The organism is Rhodococcus ruitaii (assembly GCF_055230935.1).
The window spans coordinates 40,139-61,211 of the sequence record NZ_JBUYWC010000020.1; the positions used below are offsets into that span (position 1 = coordinate 40,139).

General features: G+C 68.8%; 11 protein-coding genes and 1 tRNA gene. 9 read left to right on the forward strand and 3 right to left on the reverse strand.

Annotation, left to right across the window (positions count from 1 at the left end):
• Positions 1-47: 47 nt before the first annotated feature.
• Positions 48-1,436, reverse strand: a complete 1,389-nt coding sequence (locus tag ACZI8W_RS22940) for a hypothetical protein (RefSeq protein WP_463370822.1) — start codon at positions 1,434-1,436, stop codon at positions 48-50.
• A 249-nt stretch (positions 1,437-1,685) separates the two neighbouring features.
• Between ACZI8W_RS22940 and ACZI8W_RS22945 the strand changes: the two genes are divergently transcribed.
• From ACZI8W_RS22945 to ACZI8W_RS22955, 3 genes are read left to right on the forward strand one after another with little or no spacing between them, the layout of a single operon-like run.
• Positions 1,686-2,087, forward strand: coding sequence for an ArsR/SmtB family transcription factor (locus tag ACZI8W_RS22945; RefSeq protein ID WP_463370823.1), 402 nt, complete (start codon positions 1,686-1,688; stop codon positions 2,085-2,087).
• Positions 2,084-3,181 carry an ACR3 family arsenite efflux transporter gene (gene arsB, locus ACZI8W_RS22950; protein ID WP_463370824.1) on the forward strand — a complete coding sequence of 366 codons (1,098 nt, stop codon included), beginning with the start codon at positions 2,084-2,086 and terminating at the stop codon, positions 3,179-3,181. The genes ACZI8W_RS22945 and arsB overlap by 4 nt, the downstream gene beginning before the upstream one ends.
• On the forward strand, positions 3,181-3,639 hold the full coding sequence (locus ACZI8W_RS22955; protein ID WP_463370825.1) for an arsenate reductase ArsC: 459 nt from the start codon (positions 3,181-3,183) through the stop codon (positions 3,637-3,639). Before arsB ends, ACZI8W_RS22955 begins: the two co-directional genes overlap by 1 nt.
• 131 nt (positions 3,640-3,770) lie before the next feature.
• Here the strand turns inward: ACZI8W_RS22955 and ACZI8W_RS22960 are convergent, their stop codons facing one another.
• Positions 3,771-4,658 carry a helix-turn-helix domain-containing GNAT family N-acetyltransferase gene (locus ACZI8W_RS22960; protein WP_463370826.1) on the reverse strand — a complete coding sequence of 296 codons (888 nt, stop codon included), beginning with the start codon at positions 4,656-4,658 and terminating at the stop codon, positions 3,771-3,773.
• Positions 4,659-4,758: 100 nt separating this feature from the next.
• On the opposite strand from ACZI8W_RS22960, the gene ACZI8W_RS22965 reads away from it, so the two are divergent.
• From ACZI8W_RS22965 to ACZI8W_RS22985, 5 genes are all read left to right on the forward strand, one after another.
• Positions 4,759-6,108 (forward strand): FAD-dependent oxidoreductase, encoded by a 1,350-nt coding sequence (locus ACZI8W_RS22965; RefSeq protein ID WP_463370827.1) that lies wholly within the window; start codon positions 4,759-4,761, stop codon positions 6,106-6,108.
• A gap of 7 nt (positions 6,109-6,115) precedes the next feature.
• Positions 6,116-7,360 (forward strand): MFS transporter, encoded by a 1,245-nt coding sequence (locus ACZI8W_RS22970; RefSeq protein ID WP_463370828.1) that lies wholly within the window; start codon positions 6,116-6,118, stop codon positions 7,358-7,360.
• Positions 7,357-8,448: a flavin-containing monooxygenase gene (locus ACZI8W_RS22975; RefSeq protein WP_463370829.1), complete on the forward strand. Its 1,092-nt coding sequence runs from the start codon at positions 7,357-7,359 to the stop codon at positions 8,446-8,448. The genes ACZI8W_RS22970 and ACZI8W_RS22975 overlap by 4 nt, the downstream gene beginning before the upstream one ends.
• A gap of 78 nt (positions 8,449-8,526) precedes the next feature.
• Positions 8,527-8,886, forward strand: coding sequence for a Cd(II)/Pb(II)-sensing metalloregulatory transcriptional regulator CmtR (gene cmtR, locus ACZI8W_RS22980; protein WP_463370830.1), 360 nt, complete (start codon positions 8,527-8,529; stop codon positions 8,884-8,886).
• Positions 8,883-10,793, forward strand: coding sequence for a heavy metal translocating P-type ATPase (locus ACZI8W_RS22985; protein WP_463370831.1), 1,911 nt, complete (start codon positions 8,883-8,885; stop codon positions 10,791-10,793). The genes cmtR and ACZI8W_RS22985 overlap by 4 nt, the downstream gene beginning before the upstream one ends.
• Positions 10,794-11,094: 301 nt before the next feature.
• On the opposite strand, the gene ACZI8W_RS22990 is transcribed toward ACZI8W_RS22985, so the two are convergent.
• A tRNA-Leu gene (locus ACZI8W_RS22990) sits at positions 11,095-11,178 on the reverse strand.
• Between the two features lie 603 nt (positions 11,179-11,781).
• Here ACZI8W_RS22990 and ACZI8W_RS22995 point away from each other — a divergent pair.
• On the forward strand, positions 11,782-21,063 hold the full coding sequence (locus tag ACZI8W_RS22995; protein WP_463370832.1) for a fatty acid synthase subunit beta domain-containing protein: 9,282 nt from the start codon (positions 11,782-11,784) through the stop codon (positions 21,061-21,063).
• The last annotated feature ends 10 nt before the right edge of the window (positions 21,064-21,073 follow it).

The following is a 21,073-nucleotide window of genomic DNA, read 5'->3' on the forward strand; positions in this document are numbered from 1 at the left end:
ACATCCTTTCATCGAATGGAGTGCTTGTGACAAGCGCTCTGCAATGGTCAGGTCGAGTCGACCGGCTTGCGTGCTCTCGTGACGACCGGCCGGACGACGACCTCGAGGAGCATCAGTGCGACCAGGGCGATCACCACGGTCCATCCGACGACCGCTCCGGTCGGGTAGTTCCAGAACACGATCACCAGCACGGCCACGGCGATGATCGCCGCCCGCGCCGGTACGCGGGCGTGCGTCAGCCACACCTCGACGGTGCTCGGAGTGCGGGTGCTGTCCGGGTTCCTCAGCTTGTTCATCCCGTAACCGAACCCGCGACGTACCGCCATCGCCGACGACGATCCGCCGATCAGGTAGGCGCCGACCGCCACCACCAGCCCCGTGACCAACACCGCGCGCAGGGTCGTGCGCAACGGTGTCGCGGCGGTGTCGAACAACACCGCCGCCGCGTCGGGTGAGCGCACCTCGGCCGGAAGATTGTCCAGGTACAGCGACCGGCCGATGAGTATCGCCGATGCGAGGACGAGCATGGCGACGACGAAGGTCATGCCGACCGCGGACAGCGCCCGAAGTCGCGAACCGCGCGGCGCAGCCCAGATCGCTCCCGCCGCTACGAGCAGCGTCAGCCATGGAAGGACCCCGGAGGCATTGTCGAGGGCGGTGACAGCGCGCTGGGCTTTCACGAGTTCGGGAGACTGGAACAACACGAACTGCTTGTCGATCTCCGGGATATTGTCGGCGAACGTGAACCCGCGGTCGACGAGCAGCGTCTTGGCTCGTTCGATGATCGGGGCGAGATTCAGGCTCACCGTCCCGCTTTCGTCGATCTGAACGGCCTCGACGCGGGTGTCCCCGGTCAACACCGCGGCGAGTCTGTCGTGCGCTGTGCGGTTCGCCTGGATCCACAGGCTCTCGAACTGGTCCGATGCAACCAGGCTGCTGACGGTGTCGTGCACGAAGCTTTCCGCCTGCCCCACGAGGACCGGAGCCAGACCCACCACCGGTTCCAACCGCGGCCTGTCTTCGGTCAGTGCGCTCAAGGCATCCGTGGTGAGTCCTTCGACGTCGACCTGGGAGAAGATCTCCTCGGTCACCCGATCGGTGACCGCGCCTTGGATCACCGGATCGGAGGCGAGCGGTGTCACCATGGTCACGTAACGGTCGGTGTCGAGTATCTCGCTGCGCGCGAAGCGGGCGACCACTGAGCTGATGGCAAGTAGGCCCATGAGCACCAGCAGGATGACCACCGCGGTCCAGCGGAGGGCGCGTCCGCGCGCGGGACGCTCGATATCGGTTCGGGGGGCCGGGGCCGCACCGGGAGACTGTCTCCGTAGTTCCGCGACCTCGAGCCGAAGCCGCTCGAGTTCACGACGCTCGCCGGAACTCAGCGGGGCATCCTCGGAGGGCTGATCGGGCGACGACTGAGTGGGCTCGGTCATGTGGGCGCCTATCCTTCGCGTGCCGGCCGGGCGCCGGAGTCGCCTCGCACCGATACTCACGAGGTTCCACGTCAGAGGTGGTATCCGCTTCACCTCTGGAGGATGAAGTCGACGTCCGTGGCGGCTCAGGGCACAGTGAGAGGATTTCAGGTCTGTGCGACGAACAGCATCGAAGCAGCAGGCACGGGAGGGTGGCTTTCAGGCGGAACTGGAGTTGACGCTTGAATTGATAGCAGTCAATATAGACGAATGTCGAATCAGCTGTCGAGTGGGGCCGAGCCGTGCTGCCCACCGCTCTCGCGTGAGCCCCTCACCTCCGATTGGGCCACCGACCTGGCCCGCATGTTCAAGGCTCTCGGTGATCCGGTGCGGCTGCGGATGCTCAGTCTGATCGCCAGCCACCAGGGCGGGGAAAGCTGCGTGTGCGACATCAGCCCCGCCTTCGACCTGTCGCAACCCACCATCTCGCATCACCTCAAGGTGCTGCGCGAAGGCGGGCTGCTCGACTGCGAGCGTCGAGGCACCTGGGTGTACTACCGTGTGATCCCCGCCGCGCTCGAACGGCTCTCCGCGGTGCTCGCCACCGAATCCGGGGTCGTACCCGCCTCGGCCTGCACCCCGGCTGCCGCACTCGCAGAGACCCTCGCATGACCGCGACCACCGAGCATCGCTCTGTCGCCGGGAAGATGTCGGTCCTCGACCGGTTCCTCGCCGTGTGGATCGGCATCGCCATGGTCGCCGGTCTGCTGCTCGGCCGCCTGATCCCCGGACTCGGGGATGCATTGAGCGTCATCGAGATCGACAATATCTCGCTGCCGATCGCACTCGGTCTGTTGATCATGATGTATCCGGTGCTGGCGAAGGTGCGCTACGACCGACTCGACACCGTCACGGGCGACCGCAAGCTGCTGATATCGTCGCTGATCCTGAATTGGGTTCTCGGTCCGGCGCTGATGTTCGCGCTCGCGTGGTTGTTGCTGCCCGATCTGCCGGAGTACCGCACGGGTCTGATCATCGTCGGCCTGGCCCGCTGCATCGCGATGGTCATCATCTGGAACGACCTCGCGTGTGGTGACCGTGAAGCCGCCGCTGTGCTGGTGGCGATCAACTCCGTCTTCCAGGTGATCATGTTCGCGGTGCTCGGCTGGTTCTACCTGTCGATCCTCCCTGGCTGGCTCGGACTCGAGCAGACCGCTTTCGACGTCTCGCCGTGGCAGATCGCCAAGTCGGTGCTGATCTTCCTCGGCATCCCCCTCGTTGCGGGATTCCTGACCCGCCACTTCGGTGAAAAGGCCAGGGGACGTGAATGGTACGAGGAGAAGTTCCTGCCCAGGATCGGGCCGTGGGCGCTCTACGGATTGTTGTTCACGATCGTGATCCTGTTCGCGTTGCAGGGGGAGCAGATCACCTCCCAGCCCTGGGAGGTCGTGCGGATCGCGCTGCCGCTGCTGGCATATTTCGTCCTCATGTGGGGCGGCGGATTCCTGTTCGGGGCGGCGATCGGCCTCGGATACGAACGCACCACCACGCTGGCGTTCACCGCGGCGGGCAACAACTTCGAACTGGCCATCGCCGTGGCGATCGGCACCTTCGGGGTCGCCTCCGGGCAGGCACTGGCCGGTGTGGTGGGCCCGCTCATCGAGGTGCCCGTCCTCGTCGCGCTGATTTACGTCTCGCTCGCCCTGCGTAAGCGTTTCACCCGCTCACCCGCGCCCGTTGTGCGTGATGATCGAACAGTGTCGTGATGACCGAATGTCAGGAGAAGTCGATGCCCCAGCACGCCACCGATCATCCCGTGCCGTCGGTGTTGTTCGTGTGTGTGCACAACGCCGGCCGCTCGCAGATGGCCGCCGGGTTCCTCACCGCCCTGGCCGGGGATCGGATCGAGGTCCGCTCGGCCGGCTCCGCGCCTGCCGAGCAGGTCAACCCCGCCGCTGTGGCGGCGATGGCCGAAGCGGGAATCGATATCTCCGCCGAGAATCCGAAGATCCTCACAGTTGATGCGGTACAGGCCTCCGATGTGGTGATCACCATGGGGTGCGGGGACACCTGTCCGGTGTTCCCGGGCAAGTCCTACCGGGACTGGGTGCTCGAGGACCCGGCCGGGCAAGGGGTCGAGGCGGTCCGGCCCATCCGCGATGAGATCAAGTCCCATGTCGAGGCGCTGATCGCCGAACTCGTCCCCGCGGATACTCCCGCATGAGCGGCCTGCCGCGATCGACGATCTGATCCTCGGCGGTGCTCGGGGCGCCGCGGGTCGTCAGCGGTGCTCGGCGGCCTCCAGGGCCTGTCGACATGCAGCAGTTCGACCTCCCTGGCGGTGGGTGTCGTTCGTCAGTGGTCGCCACTGGCGGGAACGCCCTCGGAGCGGCGTTCGAGTAGCACAGTGTCGCGCCACACTCCGCCGAGTTTGCCGATGCGTTCGCGCACCCCCACGGTGCGGAAACCTGCCGAGTGGTGCAGGGCGAGGCTGGGGCGGTTCTCCGGGAAAATCGAAGTCTGCAGCGTCCACAATCCCGCCTCGTCGGCGGCGATGACCTGGGTACGTAGCAGCGCCTTGCCGACCCCGCGGCCGCGCATGCCGTCGCCGACGTAGACCGAATTCTCGGCGACCCCGCGGTAGCATTCCCGCCCCGACACCGAGCTCAGGGCTGCCCAGCCAACCAGCTGACCATCGATCTCGGCCACCCACCGATGCTCGGGCAGCCACTGCTCCTCGAGGGCCTCGCGGGTGGGGACCTCGGTGGTGAACGTGGCAGTACCGGTGGCGATACCTTCGGTGTAGATGCGGCGCACCGCCTCCCAATCACCCTCGTCGAGCGGGCGCACGTGCACGTCCGCCGGAACGTCTTCGGGGCAGCACGGGCGGGTGGTGAGCACCCCCATGACCGCGTCTGCGGCGCTGGGCAGGTCGCTGCAGCAACTCGGATTGACCCGCACCACGGTGCTGGTGCCGTGCTTGCCGGTGGTGACGAACCCGACGTCGGCGAGTTTGCGGACGTGATGGGAGATGGTGGGCTGACCGACCCCGAGGATCTCGGCGAGTTCTCCGACGGTGATCCCGTCCGGGCGGGCGGCGACGTGGTGCAGCAGCCGCACCCGCGTCGGCTCGGCGAGGCAGGCGAACCAGCCGGAGTAGGTTGCTGCGTCTTCTGGGCTCAGCGCATCGGGATCCATCTCCGTGCCGGAGGCGGCGGTGGTGGGCAGGCCGAGTGCTGTCATGTCCCCACTGTATCGATCCGAATCGATGGTTGTATACATCGATAGCGATCGATACTCTGACAGCGGCTTAGATCGATATACATCGATGAAAGGATCTGTCATGAACGAGTTGCCCGTCGTCGTCGTCGGAGCCGGACCGATCGGCCTGGCCGCCGCCGCCCACCTGCGCGAACGTGGACTCGAGCCGTTGGTACTCGAACGCGGCACCGCCGCGGGAGCTGCGGTGGCGCAGTGGCACAGCGTCCGCACCTTCTCCCGCTGGGCCGAACTGATCGACCCCGCCGCCCGCCGCCTCCTCGAGGCCACCGGCTGGAATGCCCCCGACGACGAGGCCTATCCCACCGGTCAGGACTGGACGGGGGAGTACCTGACCCCGCTGGCCGCCGCCCTCGGCGACGCGGTCCGCCTCGATCACGAGGTCGTCGGTATCGCCCGCCGTGGCCGCGACCGCATCGTCGACGCCGGTCGCGACACCGAACCACTGTCGGTGCACATCCGCCACCGCGACGGCACCGACACCCGCCTGCTCGCCCGCGCAGTCATCGACGCCTCCGGGACCTGGGGCACTCCCAACCCTCTCGGCGGCGAAGGACTCCCGGCTCTCGGCGAACGCGCCGCAGCGGAGAAGATCACCTACCGCGTCCCGGATCTGGAAGACGAGGCTGTGCGCGCCCGTTACGCCGGCCGGCACACCGTGATCGCAGGCAGCGGCCATTCGGCTCTCAACGCTATCGTGGCACTGGCGCAGCTCGCCCGCAGCGCCCCCGGCACCCGCCTGACCTGGGCGCTGCGCCGCGGCGACATCGGCACCGCGTTCGGCGGCGGCCGAGACGATCAGCTGCCTGCCCGCGGTGCCCTAGGGCTACGCGCCAAGAAAGCCGTCGACGACGGGCTGCTCACCGTGGCCACCGGATTCCGCACCACCGCCGTCGATCCTGCCAACGGTGGTCGGATCGTCTTGGTTTCCGACGCCGGTGCCCGGATCGACGCGGTCGACGAGGTCATCGCCTCGACCGGTTTCCGTCCGGACCTGTCGTGGCTCTCGGAGATCCGCCTCGACCTCGATCCGGTGCTGCAGGCCCCGACTGCCCTGGCTCCGCTGATCGACCCGAACGTGCATTCCTGCGGGACCGTGTATCCGCACGGGGCCGCCGAGCTCACCCACCCCGAACCGGGCTTCTACGTCGTCGGCATGAAGAGCTACGGCCGGGCCCCGACATTCCTGGCGATGACCGGCTACGAACAGGTCCGCAGTATCGCCGCCGCCCTGTCCGGCGACACCGAGGCCGCCGCCCGCGTGGAGCTGATATTGCCCGAAACCGGGGTGTGCGGCGGCGCCGGGGTGTTCGACGACCCCACCGCCGACACCGGCACCGCCGCCGACGGTGGCGGGTGCTGCGGCACTCCCGAACCGCAGCTGGTCACCCTGTCCGCCCGCACCGACGGATAACACACCGGTGACGGACACCCCGACCCTCCGCCCGCAGACCACTGCCCTCACCGGCAGCGGTCTGCGGCGGGTGCTGGCGGTGCTGTGCCTGACCGAGATCACCAGCTGGGGCATCCTGTACTACGCGTTCCCGGTCCTGTCGGTGTCCATCTCAGCCGATACCGGCTGGTCGCCCACGTCAATCACCGCGGCGTTCTCGCTCGGCCAACTCGCCACCGCCGCCGCCGGTATCCCGGTCGGGCGCATCCTCGACCGGGTCGGACCGCGCAGGATCATGACCGCCGGCTCGGTCCTCGCGGTCCCCGCCCTGGTCCTGATCGCGCTGGCCCCCACGCTGCCGGTGTTCTACGCCGGGTGGCTGCTGGCCGGCACCGCGATGGGCGCGGTGCTCTACCCACCGGCGTTCGCCGCCTTGACCCGCTGGTACGGCGACCGCTCCGTGCAGGCCTTGATGATTCTGACCTTGGCCGCGGGGTTGGCCAGCACCGTCTTCGCCCCGCTGACCTCGATGATCGATCAGCAGTCGGACTGGCGCATCACCTACCTGATCCTCGCGGTGATCCTCGCCGCGATCACGATCCCCGGGCACTGGTGGGGTCTGCGCGGATCCTGGCCCGCCGTGGTCCCACCGGCGGACGGCACCGCGCAGCTCGGGCACCGCGAGATCGCCCGCAGTCCCGCGTTCCTCGTGCTGGTGACCGCCTTGGCGTTGGGTGCGTTCACCGCCTTCGCCGGGGTGTTCAACCTGGTGCCGTTGCTGCTCGAACAGGGCTTCTCCCCATCGGTGGCGGCGCTGACGCTCGGGCTCGGCGGCGCCGGACAAGTCCTCGGGCGCCTCGGCTACCTGCCCCTGGTTGCTCGCACCAGCGTCCGCGCCCGCATTGTGGTGATCCTCGCCGGAACCGCGGCGACCACCGCACTACTCGGCGCCGTCACCACCGCTGCCGCGTTGATCGGTGCGGCGATCGGAGCGGGATTGGTGCGCGGGTTGTTCACCCTGATCCAGGCCACCGCGATCACCGACCGGTGGGGAGCTACCCACTACGGGCGCCTCGGCGGGCTGATGTCCGCCCCCATCGTTCTGGTCATGGCGCTGGCGCCGTGGGCGGGAACCGCGCTGGCGACGGCCACCGGCAGCTATGCCACCGCCTACCTCGTCCTCGCCGTCGTTGCCGCGCTCGCCGCCGTCATCGCGGTCGCGTCCGTGCCGCGCCTGCCCGCCCGAATGTCTGCTACCGAAGGAACCTTATGACCGACCACGACACGACCGACTATGACGCTCTCGTCATCGGTGGTGGCCAGTCCGGCCTCGCCGCCGCCCACGCCCTCTCCACCCGCGGCCTGCGCACTGGCCTGCTCGAAGCCGGCGACGAACCCGTCGGTTCCTGGCCGCACTACTACGACAGCCTCACCCTGTTCTCCCCCGCGAAATACAGCGCCCTACCCGGCCTGGCGTTTCCCGGCGACCCGCAGCGCTATCCGCGGCGCGACGAGGTGATCGACTACCTGCGCCGCTACGCCAAGAGGCTCGACGTCGACATCGTTACCCGCTCCCGCGTCGAGACTGTCACCTGCGACTCGGGTATCTACACCGCCCACACCGGTACCGGCGGCGCGTTCACCGCGCCGATCCTGATCGCAGCGACCGGCTACTTCGGATCCCCGAACACCCCGGCGCTGACGGGTCTGGACACCTTCGGCGGCACGGTGTTGCACACCAGCGACTACCGCAACTCCGCTGGGCTGGCCGGACAAAGCCTCGTCGTTGTCGGTGCCGGTAACTCGGCGGTGCAGATCGCCACCGAACTCGCCGAGGTCGCCACTGTGACCTTGGCCAGTCGCCAGCCTCCGAAGTTCATGCCGCAGCGGCCGTTCGACCGCGATGTGCATTTTTGGCTGACGGTCACCGGGTTCGATCGTGCTCCTCTCGGGCGGCTGCTGCGCACCCCGCCGACGCAACAGGTCCTCGACACCGGCCGGTACCGCCGCGCCCTGTCGAGCGGCAACCCGCGGCCCCGGCCGATGTTCACCGGTCTCGACGGCGATCGTGTCACCTGGCCCGACGGCACCACCACCACTGTCGACACCCTCGTACTGGGCACCGGCTATCGCCCGCACCTGCCGTATCTGCACGGCCTGGATGCTCTCGACGGCGGAGACCGGCCACTCCACCGGCAGGGCGTCTCGACCACCCACGCCGGGCTTGGGTATGTCGGCCTCGAATGGCAACGCAGCCTGTCGTCGGCGTCGTTGCGGGGTGTCGGCCGCGACGCCGAGCGGGTCGCCGACCGTGTGGTCGCCGCTGCCCGAGCCTGCCGCGCAGTGCCGATCACTCCCTGACCGGTGCTGCGTCGGTGCACAGTTTGCGGCGGTCCGGGCAAGGCGAAGATAGGTCAGTTATCACTGTATCGTCAGTGCATGCTGACCATTTCTTCTCGCCTCGACGTCATGAATCGGCTCGGCCGGGCCATGGCCGACCCGACGCGTTCCCGCATCCTGATGACCCTGCTCGACGGCCCGAGTTACCCCGCCGTGCTCTCGCGCGAGCTGGAGCTGACCCGTTCGAACGTCTCCAACCACCTGGCCTGCCTGCGTGACTGCGGGATCGTGGTCGCCGAGGCCGAAGGACGGCAGACGCGCTACGAGATCGCCGACCCACATCTGACGGCCGCGCTCACCGCTCTGGTGGAGGTGACGCTGGCAGTCGACGAGCGCGCGCCGTGCATGGACACGGCGTGCCCTGTGCCCGGTTGCTGCGGGACGGGAGCGGCCGAGTGAGCACGGTGTGCGGCTGCGAGCTCGAGCCCGGGTCCATGACGGGCGACCAGTCCGAGGAGGCAGAGCGCCCCTGGTGGCGGGACCGCGGGATCATGCTCCCGGTCTTCTCCGGCTTCGCGTTCGGCGCAGGGCTGGTCCTGGAGTGGACCGGAGCGGAGGTCCCGGCGCAGGTGCTGTTCTGGATCGGCTTGCTGCTGGGCGCGTCGACGTTCACACCTGGCGCGATTCGGAAGCTGTTCAAGGGCACGCTCGGCATCGGGCTGCTGATGACGATCAGCGCGGTCGGCGCGGTGCTCCTCGGCTATGTCGAGGAGGCCGCCGCTCTGGCGTTCCTGTACTCGATCGCGGAGGCGCTCGAGGACAAGGCGATGGACCGCGCCCGCGGCGGGCTGCGGGCTCTGCTCGAGCTGGTCCCGGAGACCGCGACCATCCGCCGGGACGGGGCCTCGGTCGCAGTCCCGGCGAAGGACCTCGCTGTCGGGCAGCTCATGCTCGTGCGCCCAGGCGGACGGATCGCGACCGACGGCATCGTCCGCACGGGACGCTCCAGCCTGGACACCTCGGCGATCACGGGCGAGTCGATCCCGGTCGAGGTCGAGCCGGGAGACGCGGTGTCTGCCGGTGCGATCAACATCGTCGGTGCGCTGGAGGTCGAGACGACCGCGGCGGGCAGCGACAACTCGCTGACCACGATCGTCGAGCTCGTGGAGCAGGCGCAGGCCGAGAAGGGTGGCCGCGCCCGCCTCGCCGACCGCATCGCCCGCCCCCTCGTGCCCGGCGTGCTGATCCTCGCCGTCCTCGTGGCGATCATGGGGTCGCTGCTCGGCGACCCGGAGCTGTGGATCACCCGCGCCCTGGTCGTGCTCGTCGCGGCCTCGCCGTGCGCCCTGGCGATCTCCGTGCCGCTGACCGTGGTCGCGGCGATCGGGTCGGCGAGCAAGTTCGGCGTGATCATCAAGTCCGGTGCCGTGTTCGAGCGGTTCGGCGTGATCCGTCACGTCGCAGTCGACAAGACCGGCACGCTGACCCGCAACGAGCCTGCCGTCACCGCCGTGCTCACCGCGGACGGGGTGACCGAGGCACAGGCGCTGGCCTGGGCTGCGTCACTGGAACAGCACAGCACCCACCCGCTGGCGGCGTCGATCACTGTCGCGGCTCCCGGGGCTCCCGCGGCCGAGGGCGTGACCGAGCAGGCCGGGCACGGCATCGAGGGCAGGCTCGACGGCGCGCGGATCACGGTCGGCAGCCCCCGCTGGCTCGACGCCGGAAGTCTCGGCGACGGGGTCGCGGGCCTGGAGGAGCAGGGCATGACGGTGGTGATCCTGCACCGTGACAGCGCCGCAATGGCCGCGATCGGCGTGCGCGACGAGCTGCGCCCTGAGGTGCCCGAGGTCGTTCATACTCTCACCGACCAGGGCATCGGCATGACGATGCTCACCGGCGACAACGCCCGCACCGCCCGCGCCCTGGCCGCGCAGGCCGGTATCGGCGACGTGCGCGCCGAGCTGCGCCCCGACGACAAGGCCGCCGCGATCGGCAAACTCGGCACGCACGGGTCGGTCGCGATGATCGGCGACGGGATCAACGACGCCCCCGCCCTCGCAGTGGCGGACATCGGGATCGCGATGGGCGCGACCGGTTCAGATGCCGCGATCGAGTCCGCGGACGTCGCGTTCACCGGCCACGACCTGCGTCTGCTGCCGCGCGCGTTCGACCACGCCCGCCGCGGACGACGCATCATCAACCAGAACATCATCCTTTCGCTACTGATCATCACCGCGCTGCTGCCTCTGGCGCTGTTCGGCGTCCTGGGGCTTGCCGCCGTGGTGCTCGTGCATGAGATCGCCGAGGTGGTTGTCATCCTCAACGGACTGCGCGCCGCCCGCACACGGAAGATCGGCGCGTGACCGTGCAGGACACCGCCGACGTCGTCGCCGGAGTCGGGTTGGTCTGCGTGAACCTGCTCATGCGGACACGCAGGGGATGCTTTCGGACTCACAAACGTGCCCGTCGGGCTGGTCACACGGAGGCAGAGGCGGCGAGCCGCCAATCGGAGGCTTCTTCAGGTCACGTCCACACCGCCATGAGCGCGGACGTTGGAACATCACGGCGCCGACGGGAAGCCCTAGCGCCTTTCCCTGCACTTCCGAGGCGAAAGACCCCCAACCCGGGAGATAAAATCCCAGGCAAGGGGCCATTTCATTCGCGTGCGCGAGGGGGGACTCGAACCCCCACGCCCGTAAGGGCACAGCGTCCTAAGCGCTGCGCGGCTGCCGATTACGCCACTCGCGCGTCACGGACACAATACGTCATGACCCCGACAGATCCGAGTTGAAGCTGAAGCGTCGTCTTCCCGCCCAGGTCGGGGTTTGGCCGGTGGGGCGCTCCGTAAGGATGGTGGTCCAGTGGCGTCGAACGGCGGATCCTCCAAGAGCGCGCGGTCGACCTGTGAAATGTGACGTGTCAATGCCAAGTGCTCTGATCCTGCGACTGAGGTGAGTGTGATGACCACCGCTCGGTTTGAGTCCGAAGTATCTGAGCACTTCGGCGAATTGGTGCATTCCTGCACGGCCTCGGCATGCCGTCAAGAGGTCACGGTTTGATAACAATAAAACGTGAGGGTTCCTCGGGTTCGTGGACGTCCACGCATCGGTGCGGCCTGCGTCAATTCGAGTTACTCGTCGGTCACATCATTGGCGGGTGTGAGCGAAATCACTGGTAGGCGCCTCGTGCGGCAATCTGCGTGAAACGAAACATGAGGAAGTCCTCATGATTTTGTGCGAACCTTGGCGTACCCGTACGAGCAGAACACCAGTCCAAGCAACACACCGGCGCGGGCAGCGCTGCTAGACGAAATGCCTCCACGCAGGGGTGTTCAGGAGAGGAACCACACGCGTGACGATCGACGAGACCACACCAGGCGACAACGGACGGAACTCGAAGGCATCACGACGCACCGGCCGGCGGGCGGCAACCGCCCCGAACGGTGCACTGGTCGACAAGCTTCTCGCGGGTGAGCCCTACGCGCTCGCCTTCGGCGGACAGGGCGCACCCTGGCTCAGCCCCCTCGAAGAGCTCAGCCGCGACAACGGCCTCGAGCCGGTGTTGACCGAACTGGTCAACACCGCAGCCGCACACCTCGCTCCTGTCGCCGGCGACCTCATGGTTGTGCGCCCGGCCGGGTTCGATCCCATCGCGTGGATCCTCGAGCAGGAACTCGTCGACGACGAGGACGACGCTCCCGCGGCCGGCCCGTCCGAAGCGACCCTCACGTCTGCTGCCGTGTCCAAGCCCGGCGTCTTCCTCACCCAGATCGCCGCGCTGCGCGCACTCGCGAACCAGGGGCTCGATGTCGCAGCCCACGCCCCGAGCGCCGTCATCGGCCACTCGCAGGGCGTACTCGCCGTCGAGGCTGTCGCTGCCGGTGGCCGCAAGGACGCCGAGATCCTCGCGCTCGCCCAGCTCATCGGTGCCGCTGCCTCGCTCGTCGGCCGTCGTCGCGGGCTGATCGCCAGCGCTGGTAAGTCCCCGATGCTCGCGGTGTCGGGCGTCGATCCGGAGCGTCTGAGCACCATCGTCGCCGAGGTGTTCGAAGGGCAGGATCCCGAGCGCACCGCGGTTGTCGCCATCCGCAACGGCCGCCGCCGCGTCGTGCTGTCCGGCTCGCCGGCCGCGCTCGAGCGCGTGCAGCAGCGTTGCGAGCAGATTTCCGCAACGGAGACCCGCGAGCGTGATTCCAAGAAGCGTGGTGGCGCCGTGTTCGCGCCCACCTTCGAGCCCGTTCCGGCCGAGGTCGGCTTCCATCACCCTGCGTTCGTCGACGCCGTCGAGCAGGTCGTGGACTGGGCATCGCGCTGCGACCTGGACGCCGATCTGGCCCGTACGCTGGCCGAATCCATCCTCGTCACCCCGGTCGACTGGGTCGAGCAGGTCGACGGCGCTGTGGCGTCCGGTGCCTCCTGGATCCTCGATCTGGGTCCGGGTGAGCTGCTCACCCGCCTCACCCAGTCCGGCCTGCGCGGTCAGGGCGTCGGAATCATCGCCGCCGCGACCCGCGGAGGCCAGCGCAACCTGCTGACCCCGGGCGCCGAGCCCGAGGTGCCGCGGCCGTGGTCGGAGTTCGCCCCGAAGCCGGTAGCGCTGCCCGACGGCCGTGTCGGTGTCGAGACGTCCTTCACTCGTTTGACGGGCCGTTCGCCGATGCTGCTGGCCGGCATGACGCCGACCACTGTCGATCCGAAAATCGTTGCCGCCGCTGCGAATGCGGGTCACTGGGCGGAGCTGGCCGGTGGTGGCCAGGTCACCGAGCAGATCTTCGCCGATCATGTCGCGGAGCTGACAGACCTGCTCGAGCCGGGTCGCGCTGCGCAGTTCAACTCGATGTTCCTCGACCCCTACCTGTGGAAGCTGCACGTGGGCGGCAAGCGGCTGGTGCCCAAGGCTCGTGCGGCCGGTGCGCCCTTCGACGGTGTCGTGGTCACCGCCGGTATCCCCGAACTCGAAGAGGCCGTGCAGATCATCTCCGATCTGCGTGAGGCCGGCATCGAGCACGTCGCGTTCAAGCCGGGCACGGTCGCGCAGATCCGTTCGGTGATCCGCATCGCGAACGAGGTCCCGAACTACCCGATCATCGCCCATATCGAGGGCGGCCGCGCCGGTGGCCACCACTCGTGGGAGGACCTCGACGATCTGCTCCTCGACACCTACGCAGAGCTGCGCACCCGGTCGAACCTGGTGTTGTGCGTCGGTGGCGGTATCGGTACGCCGGAGAGGGCTGCCGATTACCTGACCGGCCGCTGGTCGACCGAGTACGGTTTCCCCGCGATGCCGCTCGACGGCATCCTCGTCGGCACCGCCGCGATGGCGACTCTCGAGGCCACCACGGCCCCCGAGGTCAAGCAGCTGCTCGTCGACACCCCCGGCACCCCCGACTGGGTGGGCGCGGGCACCGCGAACGGTGGTATGGCGTCGGGCCGTAGCCAGCTCGGGGCCGACATCCACGAGATCGACAATGCCGCGTCGCGGACGGGCCGTCTCCTCGATGAGGTCGCCGGCGACGCCGACGCTGTGGCCGCGCGCCGTGACGAGATCATCGCCGCGCTCGACATCACCGCGAAGCCGTACTTCGGTGACGTTGCCGAGATGACGTACCTGCAGTGGCTGACCCGCTACCTCGAGCTGGCCATCGGTGCCGATTGCACCACCGAGTTCGATTGCGGCAGTGATCTCGGCGACGCCGTCGCCGAGGCGCATATCAGCCCGTGGCTGGACGTGTCGTGGCGTGAGCGTTTCCGCGAGATGCTGCAGCGCGCCGAGGCCCGCCTGCACCCCGTGGACCGCGGTCCCATCCCGACCCTGTTCGACGACGACGCGGTGCTCGAGCGCCCCTATGCGGCGATCAAGGCTCTCGAGGCGCAGTACACCGATGCCGACGACGTCGTCCTGCACCCCGCAGACGTCCCGTTCTTCGTCTCCCTGTGCAAGACCGCGGGTAAGCCGGTGAACTTCGTGCCGGTCGTCGACCAGGACGTGCGTCGCTGGTGGCGGTCCGACTCGCTGTGGCAGGCCCACGATCCGCGTTACACCGCCGAACAGGTCTGCGTCATCCCCGGCACCGTCGCCGTCGCGGGCATCACCCGCGTCGACGAGCCCGTCGGTGAGCTGCTCGACCGTTTCGAGAAGGCCACGGTCGACGAGCTCGTCGAGTCCGGTGTCGAACCCACTCCGGTGGTTGCTCGTCGTCGCCGCGACGTCGCGACCGGTCTGCTCGACGCTGTGCTGTCGTCGCCCGATGTCGCGTGGGCCGGCCGCCAGACGCGCAACCCGATCGATCGCCTTGGCGACCTCGACGAGTGGGCCGCAGAGTCGGAGACTGCCGTCGCGCACGCTCCGACCGGCGCGACGCTGACCGTTCTCGACGACGAGCACGTCGGCCTGCGGGTACCGCTGGCGGGTGATCACGCCGTCGAGATCCGCATCACCGTGCCCGCATCCGTGAGCACCGGTGGCGCGCCGGTCATCACCGAGGCCGACGCCGACGCCGCCATGTCGGCGCTGCTCGGTGTAGCTGCCGGCCAGGAACTGCCGACCGTCAAGAAGGGCGCCGCGCGCATCACGCTCGGCTGGCTGCCGGAGAAGATCGCCGACCACGCCGGTGTCACCGGTGCTGGTCTGCCCGAGAACCTGAGCCCGAGCACCAACGGTGTGCCCGACGTCCTCGTCGGCGCCTGCTGGCCGGCCGTGTTCGCTGCGCTCGGCGCTGCCCGCACCGACGAGAACCTGTCGGTGATCGAGGGCATGCTCGATCTCGTCCACCTCGATCACGCGATCGACGTGAAGAACGGTCTGTCCACCGACCCGTCGATCCTGGGTGTCAAGGCGCAGGTCGAGAACGTCGCCGACACCGATCTGGGCCGTGTCGTCGAGGTCCACGTGACCATCTCCGCCGACAGCGGCGACGGCTCGGGCGACAACACGGTTGCGACCCTGATCGAGCGTTTCGCGATCCGCGGCCGCACCGGCACCGCGGAGCTGGCGGATCCGGTCCGCGCGGGTGGTTCGCTGAGCGAGGACGTCATCGAGACTTCGCGTCGCCGTCGCCGCGACGCCGTGATCGTCGCCCCAACAGACATGAGCGCGTTCGCTCGCGTGTCGGGCGACCACAACCCGATCCACACGTCGGACAACGCCGCGCTGCTGGCCGGTTTGGGAAGCCCGATCGTCCACGGCATGTGGCTCTCTGCCGCTGCGCAGCAGGTCGCTACGGCCATCGAGGCCGACGCGACACTGCCGGTCCGGCGGATGACGGCGTGGACCACGCGGTTCCTCGGGATGGTCCGCCCGGGCGCGAAGATCGACGTGCGCGTCGATCGCATCGCGACCGATCGCGGTGCCGAGATCGTCGAGGTGGGGTGCCGCGTCGACGGTGACCTGGTCATGGTCGCGACGGGCCGGATCGCCGCCCCGAAGACCATCTACGCATTCCCGGGCCAGGGCATCCAGCGTCCCGGCATGGGCCTGGACGCTCGCGCCCGCAGCAAGGCTGCCCGCGAGATCTGGGAGCGCGCCGACACGCACACCCGTGAGGCCCTCGGCTTCTCGATCCTCGCTGTGGTGCGCGACAACCCGACGGTCCTCAAGGCCCGCGGTGTCACCCACAAGCACCCGGACGGTGTGCTGCACCTGACCCAGTTCACCCAGGTCGCGATGGCGACCCTCGGTGTCGCGCAGATTGCGGAGCTCCGCGAGGCCGGTGCGTTCGTCGAGGGCTCGCTGCTGGCCGGTCACTCGGTCGGCGAATACAACGCGCTCGCCGCGGTAGCCGGGGTGCTCCCGCTCGAGGCGGTCCTCGAGGTGGTGTTCCAGCGCGGTTCGGCGATGCACGCACTCGTGCCGCGTGACGAGCAGGGCCGCTCGAACTACCGCATGGCCGCGATCCGGCCGTCGCAGTTCGGTGTCGCCGACGAGGATCTGCAGGACTTCGTGACCGGTGTTGCCGCCGACGCCGATGAATTCCTCGAGATCGTGAACCTGAACCTGCGTGGTTCGCAGTACGCGATCGCGGGTACGGTCGCGGGCCTCGAAGCCCTCGAGACCGTCATCGAGCGCAAGGTCGCCGAGTTCGGTGGCAAGCGCGCGTTCATCCTGGTACCGGGCATCGATGTGCCGTTCCACTCGACCGTTCTGCGCGGCGGCGTGGACGACTTCCGTGAGCGGTTGCTGAACCTGCTGCCCGAGGAGATCGATCCGAACATCCTCATCGGCCGCTACATCCCGAACCTGGTGCCCAAGCCGTTCAATCTTGGCCGTGACTTCATCCAGGAGATCGCCGATCTGGTGCCGTCGCAGCCGCTCGCCGAGGTCCTCGCGGACTTCGACGCGTGGGCCGCGACGCCGGTCGCGCTGACCCGCGTGGTGCTCGCCGAGTTGCTCGCGTGGCAGTTCGCGTCGCCGGTCCGGTGGATCGAGACGCAGGATCTGCTGTTCGCCGACGAGGCCGACGGTGGTCTGGGTGTGGAGCGCTTCGTCGAGGTCGGTCTCGGTGCCGCTCCGACCGTCGCGAACCTCGCGTCGCAGACCCTCAAGTTGCCGGGTCGTTTCGGTCAGCCGGTCGAGGTGCTCAACATCGAGCGTGAGGCGTCGGTCGTGTACTCGACCGATGTGGATCCGGCTCCGGTCGAGGACGACGAGCCCGAGGCTCCGGCCGAGGCTGCCGCACCTGTCGCTGCGGCGGCTCCGGCTGCCGCTCCGGCAGCACCGACCGGTGGCCCGACCCCCGATGACATCGCATTCAAGGCAGCCGACGCCACCCAGGTGCTCATCGCACTGTGGACGAAGCTGCGTCCCGATCAGATCGGTCCCGTCGACACGATCGAGGCACTGTGCGACGGCGTGTCCTCGCGACGCAACCAGCTGCTCGTCGACCTCGGTTCCGAGCTGTCGCTCGGCGCGATCGACGGTGCCGCCGACGCCGACATGGGCGCGTTGGCCGGCACGGTCGACCGCCTTGCCCGCACCTACCGTCCGTTCGGCCCGGTGCTGTCGGATTCGATCAACGATCATCTGCGTAAGGTGTTCGGTCCGGCGGGCAAGCGCCCCGGCTACGTCGCCGACCGCGTCACCAAGGTGTGGGGCCTGGGCGAAGGCTGGACCCAGCACGTGACCGCCGAGGTAGCCCTCGGCAGCCGCGACGGATCGTCCATCCGCGGTGGCGATCTGGGTGCTCTGTCGCAGGGCGCGCTCGCCGACACCGCCGCGGTCGACACCCTGATCGACGCCGCGGTGCAGGCGGTCGGCTCACGTCGTGGAATCACCGTGTCGATGCCGTCGGCCGGTGGTGGCGGGGGCGCGACCGTCGACGCCGCTGCTCTCGGTGAGTTCACCGAGCAGATCACCGGTCGCGACGGTGTGCTCGCCAGCGCTGCTCGACTGGTGCTCGAGCAGCTGGGCCTGCACGAGCAGGTGTCCGGTCTCGCGGACAAGGCCGACGACGAGCTCGTCGACCTGGTCTCGGCGGAGCTCGGCTCCGATTGGCCGCGCCTCGTCGCCCCGGCATTCGATGCACGCAAGGCTGTCCTGATCGACGATCGTTGGGCGACTGCCCGCGAGGATTTGGCCCGGTTGTGGCTGGACGAGCCGATCGAGGTCGAACGGTTCACCGGTGCCGGCCGCACTGTCGCCGCGCACGCCGCGTTCTGGCAGCGCAAGGCCGTCGACGCCGGCCGCGCACTGCTCGCCGAGACGTACGGACGTATCGTGGCCGCCGCCGAGAACACCGGCGACGCCGAGTATGCGGGCGAGGTCGCGGTGGTCACAGGTGCCAGCAAGGGCGGTATCGGTGCCGCGGTCGCAGGCAAGCTGCTCGCGGGCGGCGCGACGGTGATCGTCACCACGTCGCGTCTCGATTCGAAGCGCCTCGGGTTCTACAAGGACCTGTACGCGAGCCATGCCCGCGCCGGTGCGGCCCTGTGGGTGGTGCCCGCGAATATGGCGTCGTACTCCGACGTCGATGCCCTGATCGAGTGGCTCGGCACCGAGACCGTGGAGAACGCGGGCGGCGCCAAGAAGCTCATCAAGGATGCGCTGACCCCGACGCTGCTGTTCCCGTTCGCCGCACCCCGCGTGGCAGGCTCGCTCGCCGACGCCGGTGCGCGCGCCGAGATGGAGATGCGCGTTCTGCTGTGGTCGGTCGAGCGGCTGATCGCCGGGCTGTCCGGCATCGGCGCCGACAGCGACGTCGACACCCACCTGCACGTGGTGCTTCCGGGTTCGCCGAATCGCGGCATGTTCGGTGGCGACGGTGCATACGGCGAGGCGAAGGCCGCGCTCGACGCGATCGTCACCCGCTGGAGCGCCGAGCGCACGTGGGCTGAGCGCGTCACCCTCGCGCACGCGCTGATCGGCTGGGTGCGCGGTACGGGCCTGATGGGCGGCAACGATCCGCTGGTCGAGGCCGTCGAGGCCGCCGGTGTCCGTACATGGTCGACGCAGGAGGTGGCCACCGAGTTGCTGAAGCTGGTCAGTGTGGAGGCCAAGCGCCTGGCCGCCGACACGCCACTCGTCGCCGACCTGACCGGTGGGCTCGCCGACGCAGGACTCGATCTGCCGGCACTCGCGAAGCAGGCTCAGGACGCGGCGGAGGCCGTGGACGAGCAGGACGAGGACGATTCCGCCACCATCGCGGCGCTGCCCGCGGCACCGCGCCTCGACGCCACCCCGGCGCCGGAGTGGGGCCAGGTCACCGCGGATCCGGCCGACCTCGTGGTCATCGTCGGTGCCGGCGAGCTCGGCCCGTACGGTTCGTCACGTACCCGCTTCGAGATGGAGGTCGACGAGGAACTGTCGGCCGCCGGGGTGCTCGAACTGGCCTGGGTCACGGGTCTGATCGAGTGGGAGAACGAGCCGAAGCCGGGCTTCTACGACGCCGAGACCGGTGAACTGGTTCCCGAATCGGAGATCGCCGACCGCTACCACGACGAGGTGGTCGAGCGTTGCGGTATCCGCCGCTACGCCGACGACGGAGCGATGGTCGACAACACGGCTCCGCTGATGACCTCGGTGTTCCTCGATAAGGATCTGTCCTTCGTCGTCGGGTCCGAGGCGGAGGCCCGCGCGTTCGTGGACTCCGATCCGGAGAACACGGTCGCGGCGGTCGACGCAGAGTCCGGAGACTGGACGGTCACCCGCAAGGCGGGCACCGAGATTCGCGTACCCCGCAAGGCGAAGCTGACCCGTACGGTCGGGGGCCAGATCCCGACCGGGTTCGACGTCACCCGCTGGGGCATCCCCGCCGACATGGCGGATGCGGTGGACCGGGTCGGTCTGTGGAACATCGTGTCCACGGTCGATGCGTTCCTCACCGGTGGTTTCACGCCGTCCGAGCTGCTGCGCTGGGTGCACCCGTCGCTGGTGGCGAACACGCAGGGCACCGGCATGGGCGGCATGAGCTCGATGAGGTCGCTGTACATCGACACGCTGCTCGGCGAGAACCGCGCGAACGACATCCTGCAGGAAGCCCTGCCGAACGTCATCGCCGCGCACGTCGTCCAGTCGTATGTCGGTGGCTACGGTGCGATGGTGCACCCGGTTGCGGCGTGCGCCACGGCTGCGGTGTCGGTCGAAGAGGGCGTCGACAAGATCAAGCTGGGCAAAGCCGAGCTGGTCGTCGCCGGCGGCTTCGACGATCTCGGAATCGAGGGCATCGTCGGGTTCGGCGACATGTCGGCCACCGCGAAGTCCGACGAGATGACCGCCAAGGGAATCGACGATCGGCGCTTCTCGCGGGCCAACGATCGCCGACGCGGCGGGTTCGTCGAATCGGCCGGCGGCGGCACCATCCTGCTGGCGCGCGGTGACCTCGCCCTGGAGATGGGGCTTCCGGTTCTCGGTGTCGTGGCGTACGCCGGATCGTTCGCGGACGGTGTCCACACCTCGATCCCGGCTCCGGGCATCGGTGCGCTGGGTGCGGGTCGCGGTGGACGCGAATCCGGCCTGGCGAAGGAACTGCGCAAGCTCGGTGTCACGGCCGACGACATCGCGGTGGTGTCCAAGCACGACACCTCGACCGCGGCGAACGACCCGAACGAGTCGGAACTGCACGAGCGTCTGGCCGGGTCGCTGGGTCGCAGCGAGGGCAACCCGCTGTTCGTGGTGTCGCAGAAGTCGCTGACCGGGCACGCCAAGGGCGGTGCGGCCGCTTTCCAGCTGGTCGGTCTGTGCCAGGTGCTCAGCCAGGGTGTCATCCCGCCGAACCGCAGCCTCGACTGCGTCGACGAGAAGATGGCCGAGTACGAGCACCTCGTGTGGGCGCGCACGCCGATCCGTTTCGGCGAGCAGTACGCCCTCAAGGCGGGCCTGCTGACCAGCCTCGGTTTCGGTCACGTGTCCGGTTTGATCGCGGTGGTGCATCCGCAGGCGTTCGTCGAGGCTCTGCCGGCGGACCGTCGCGTGGCGTACGTCGAGCAAGCGTCGGCACGCACTGTCGCCGGTAAGCGGCGTCTCGCGTCGGCGATGACCGGCGGTGCGGCACTGTACGAGCGTCCGGCGGATCGCCGCTTCGGTGGGGACGCGGTTCCGGCCGCGGCCGCGCGGCAGCTGGAAGCGGATGTGCTGCTCAGCGACGGGGCGCGCCTCGGCGACGGCGACGTGTACAGCTCGGGTCTGCCCGGCTGCAAATAGGTAGGCAACA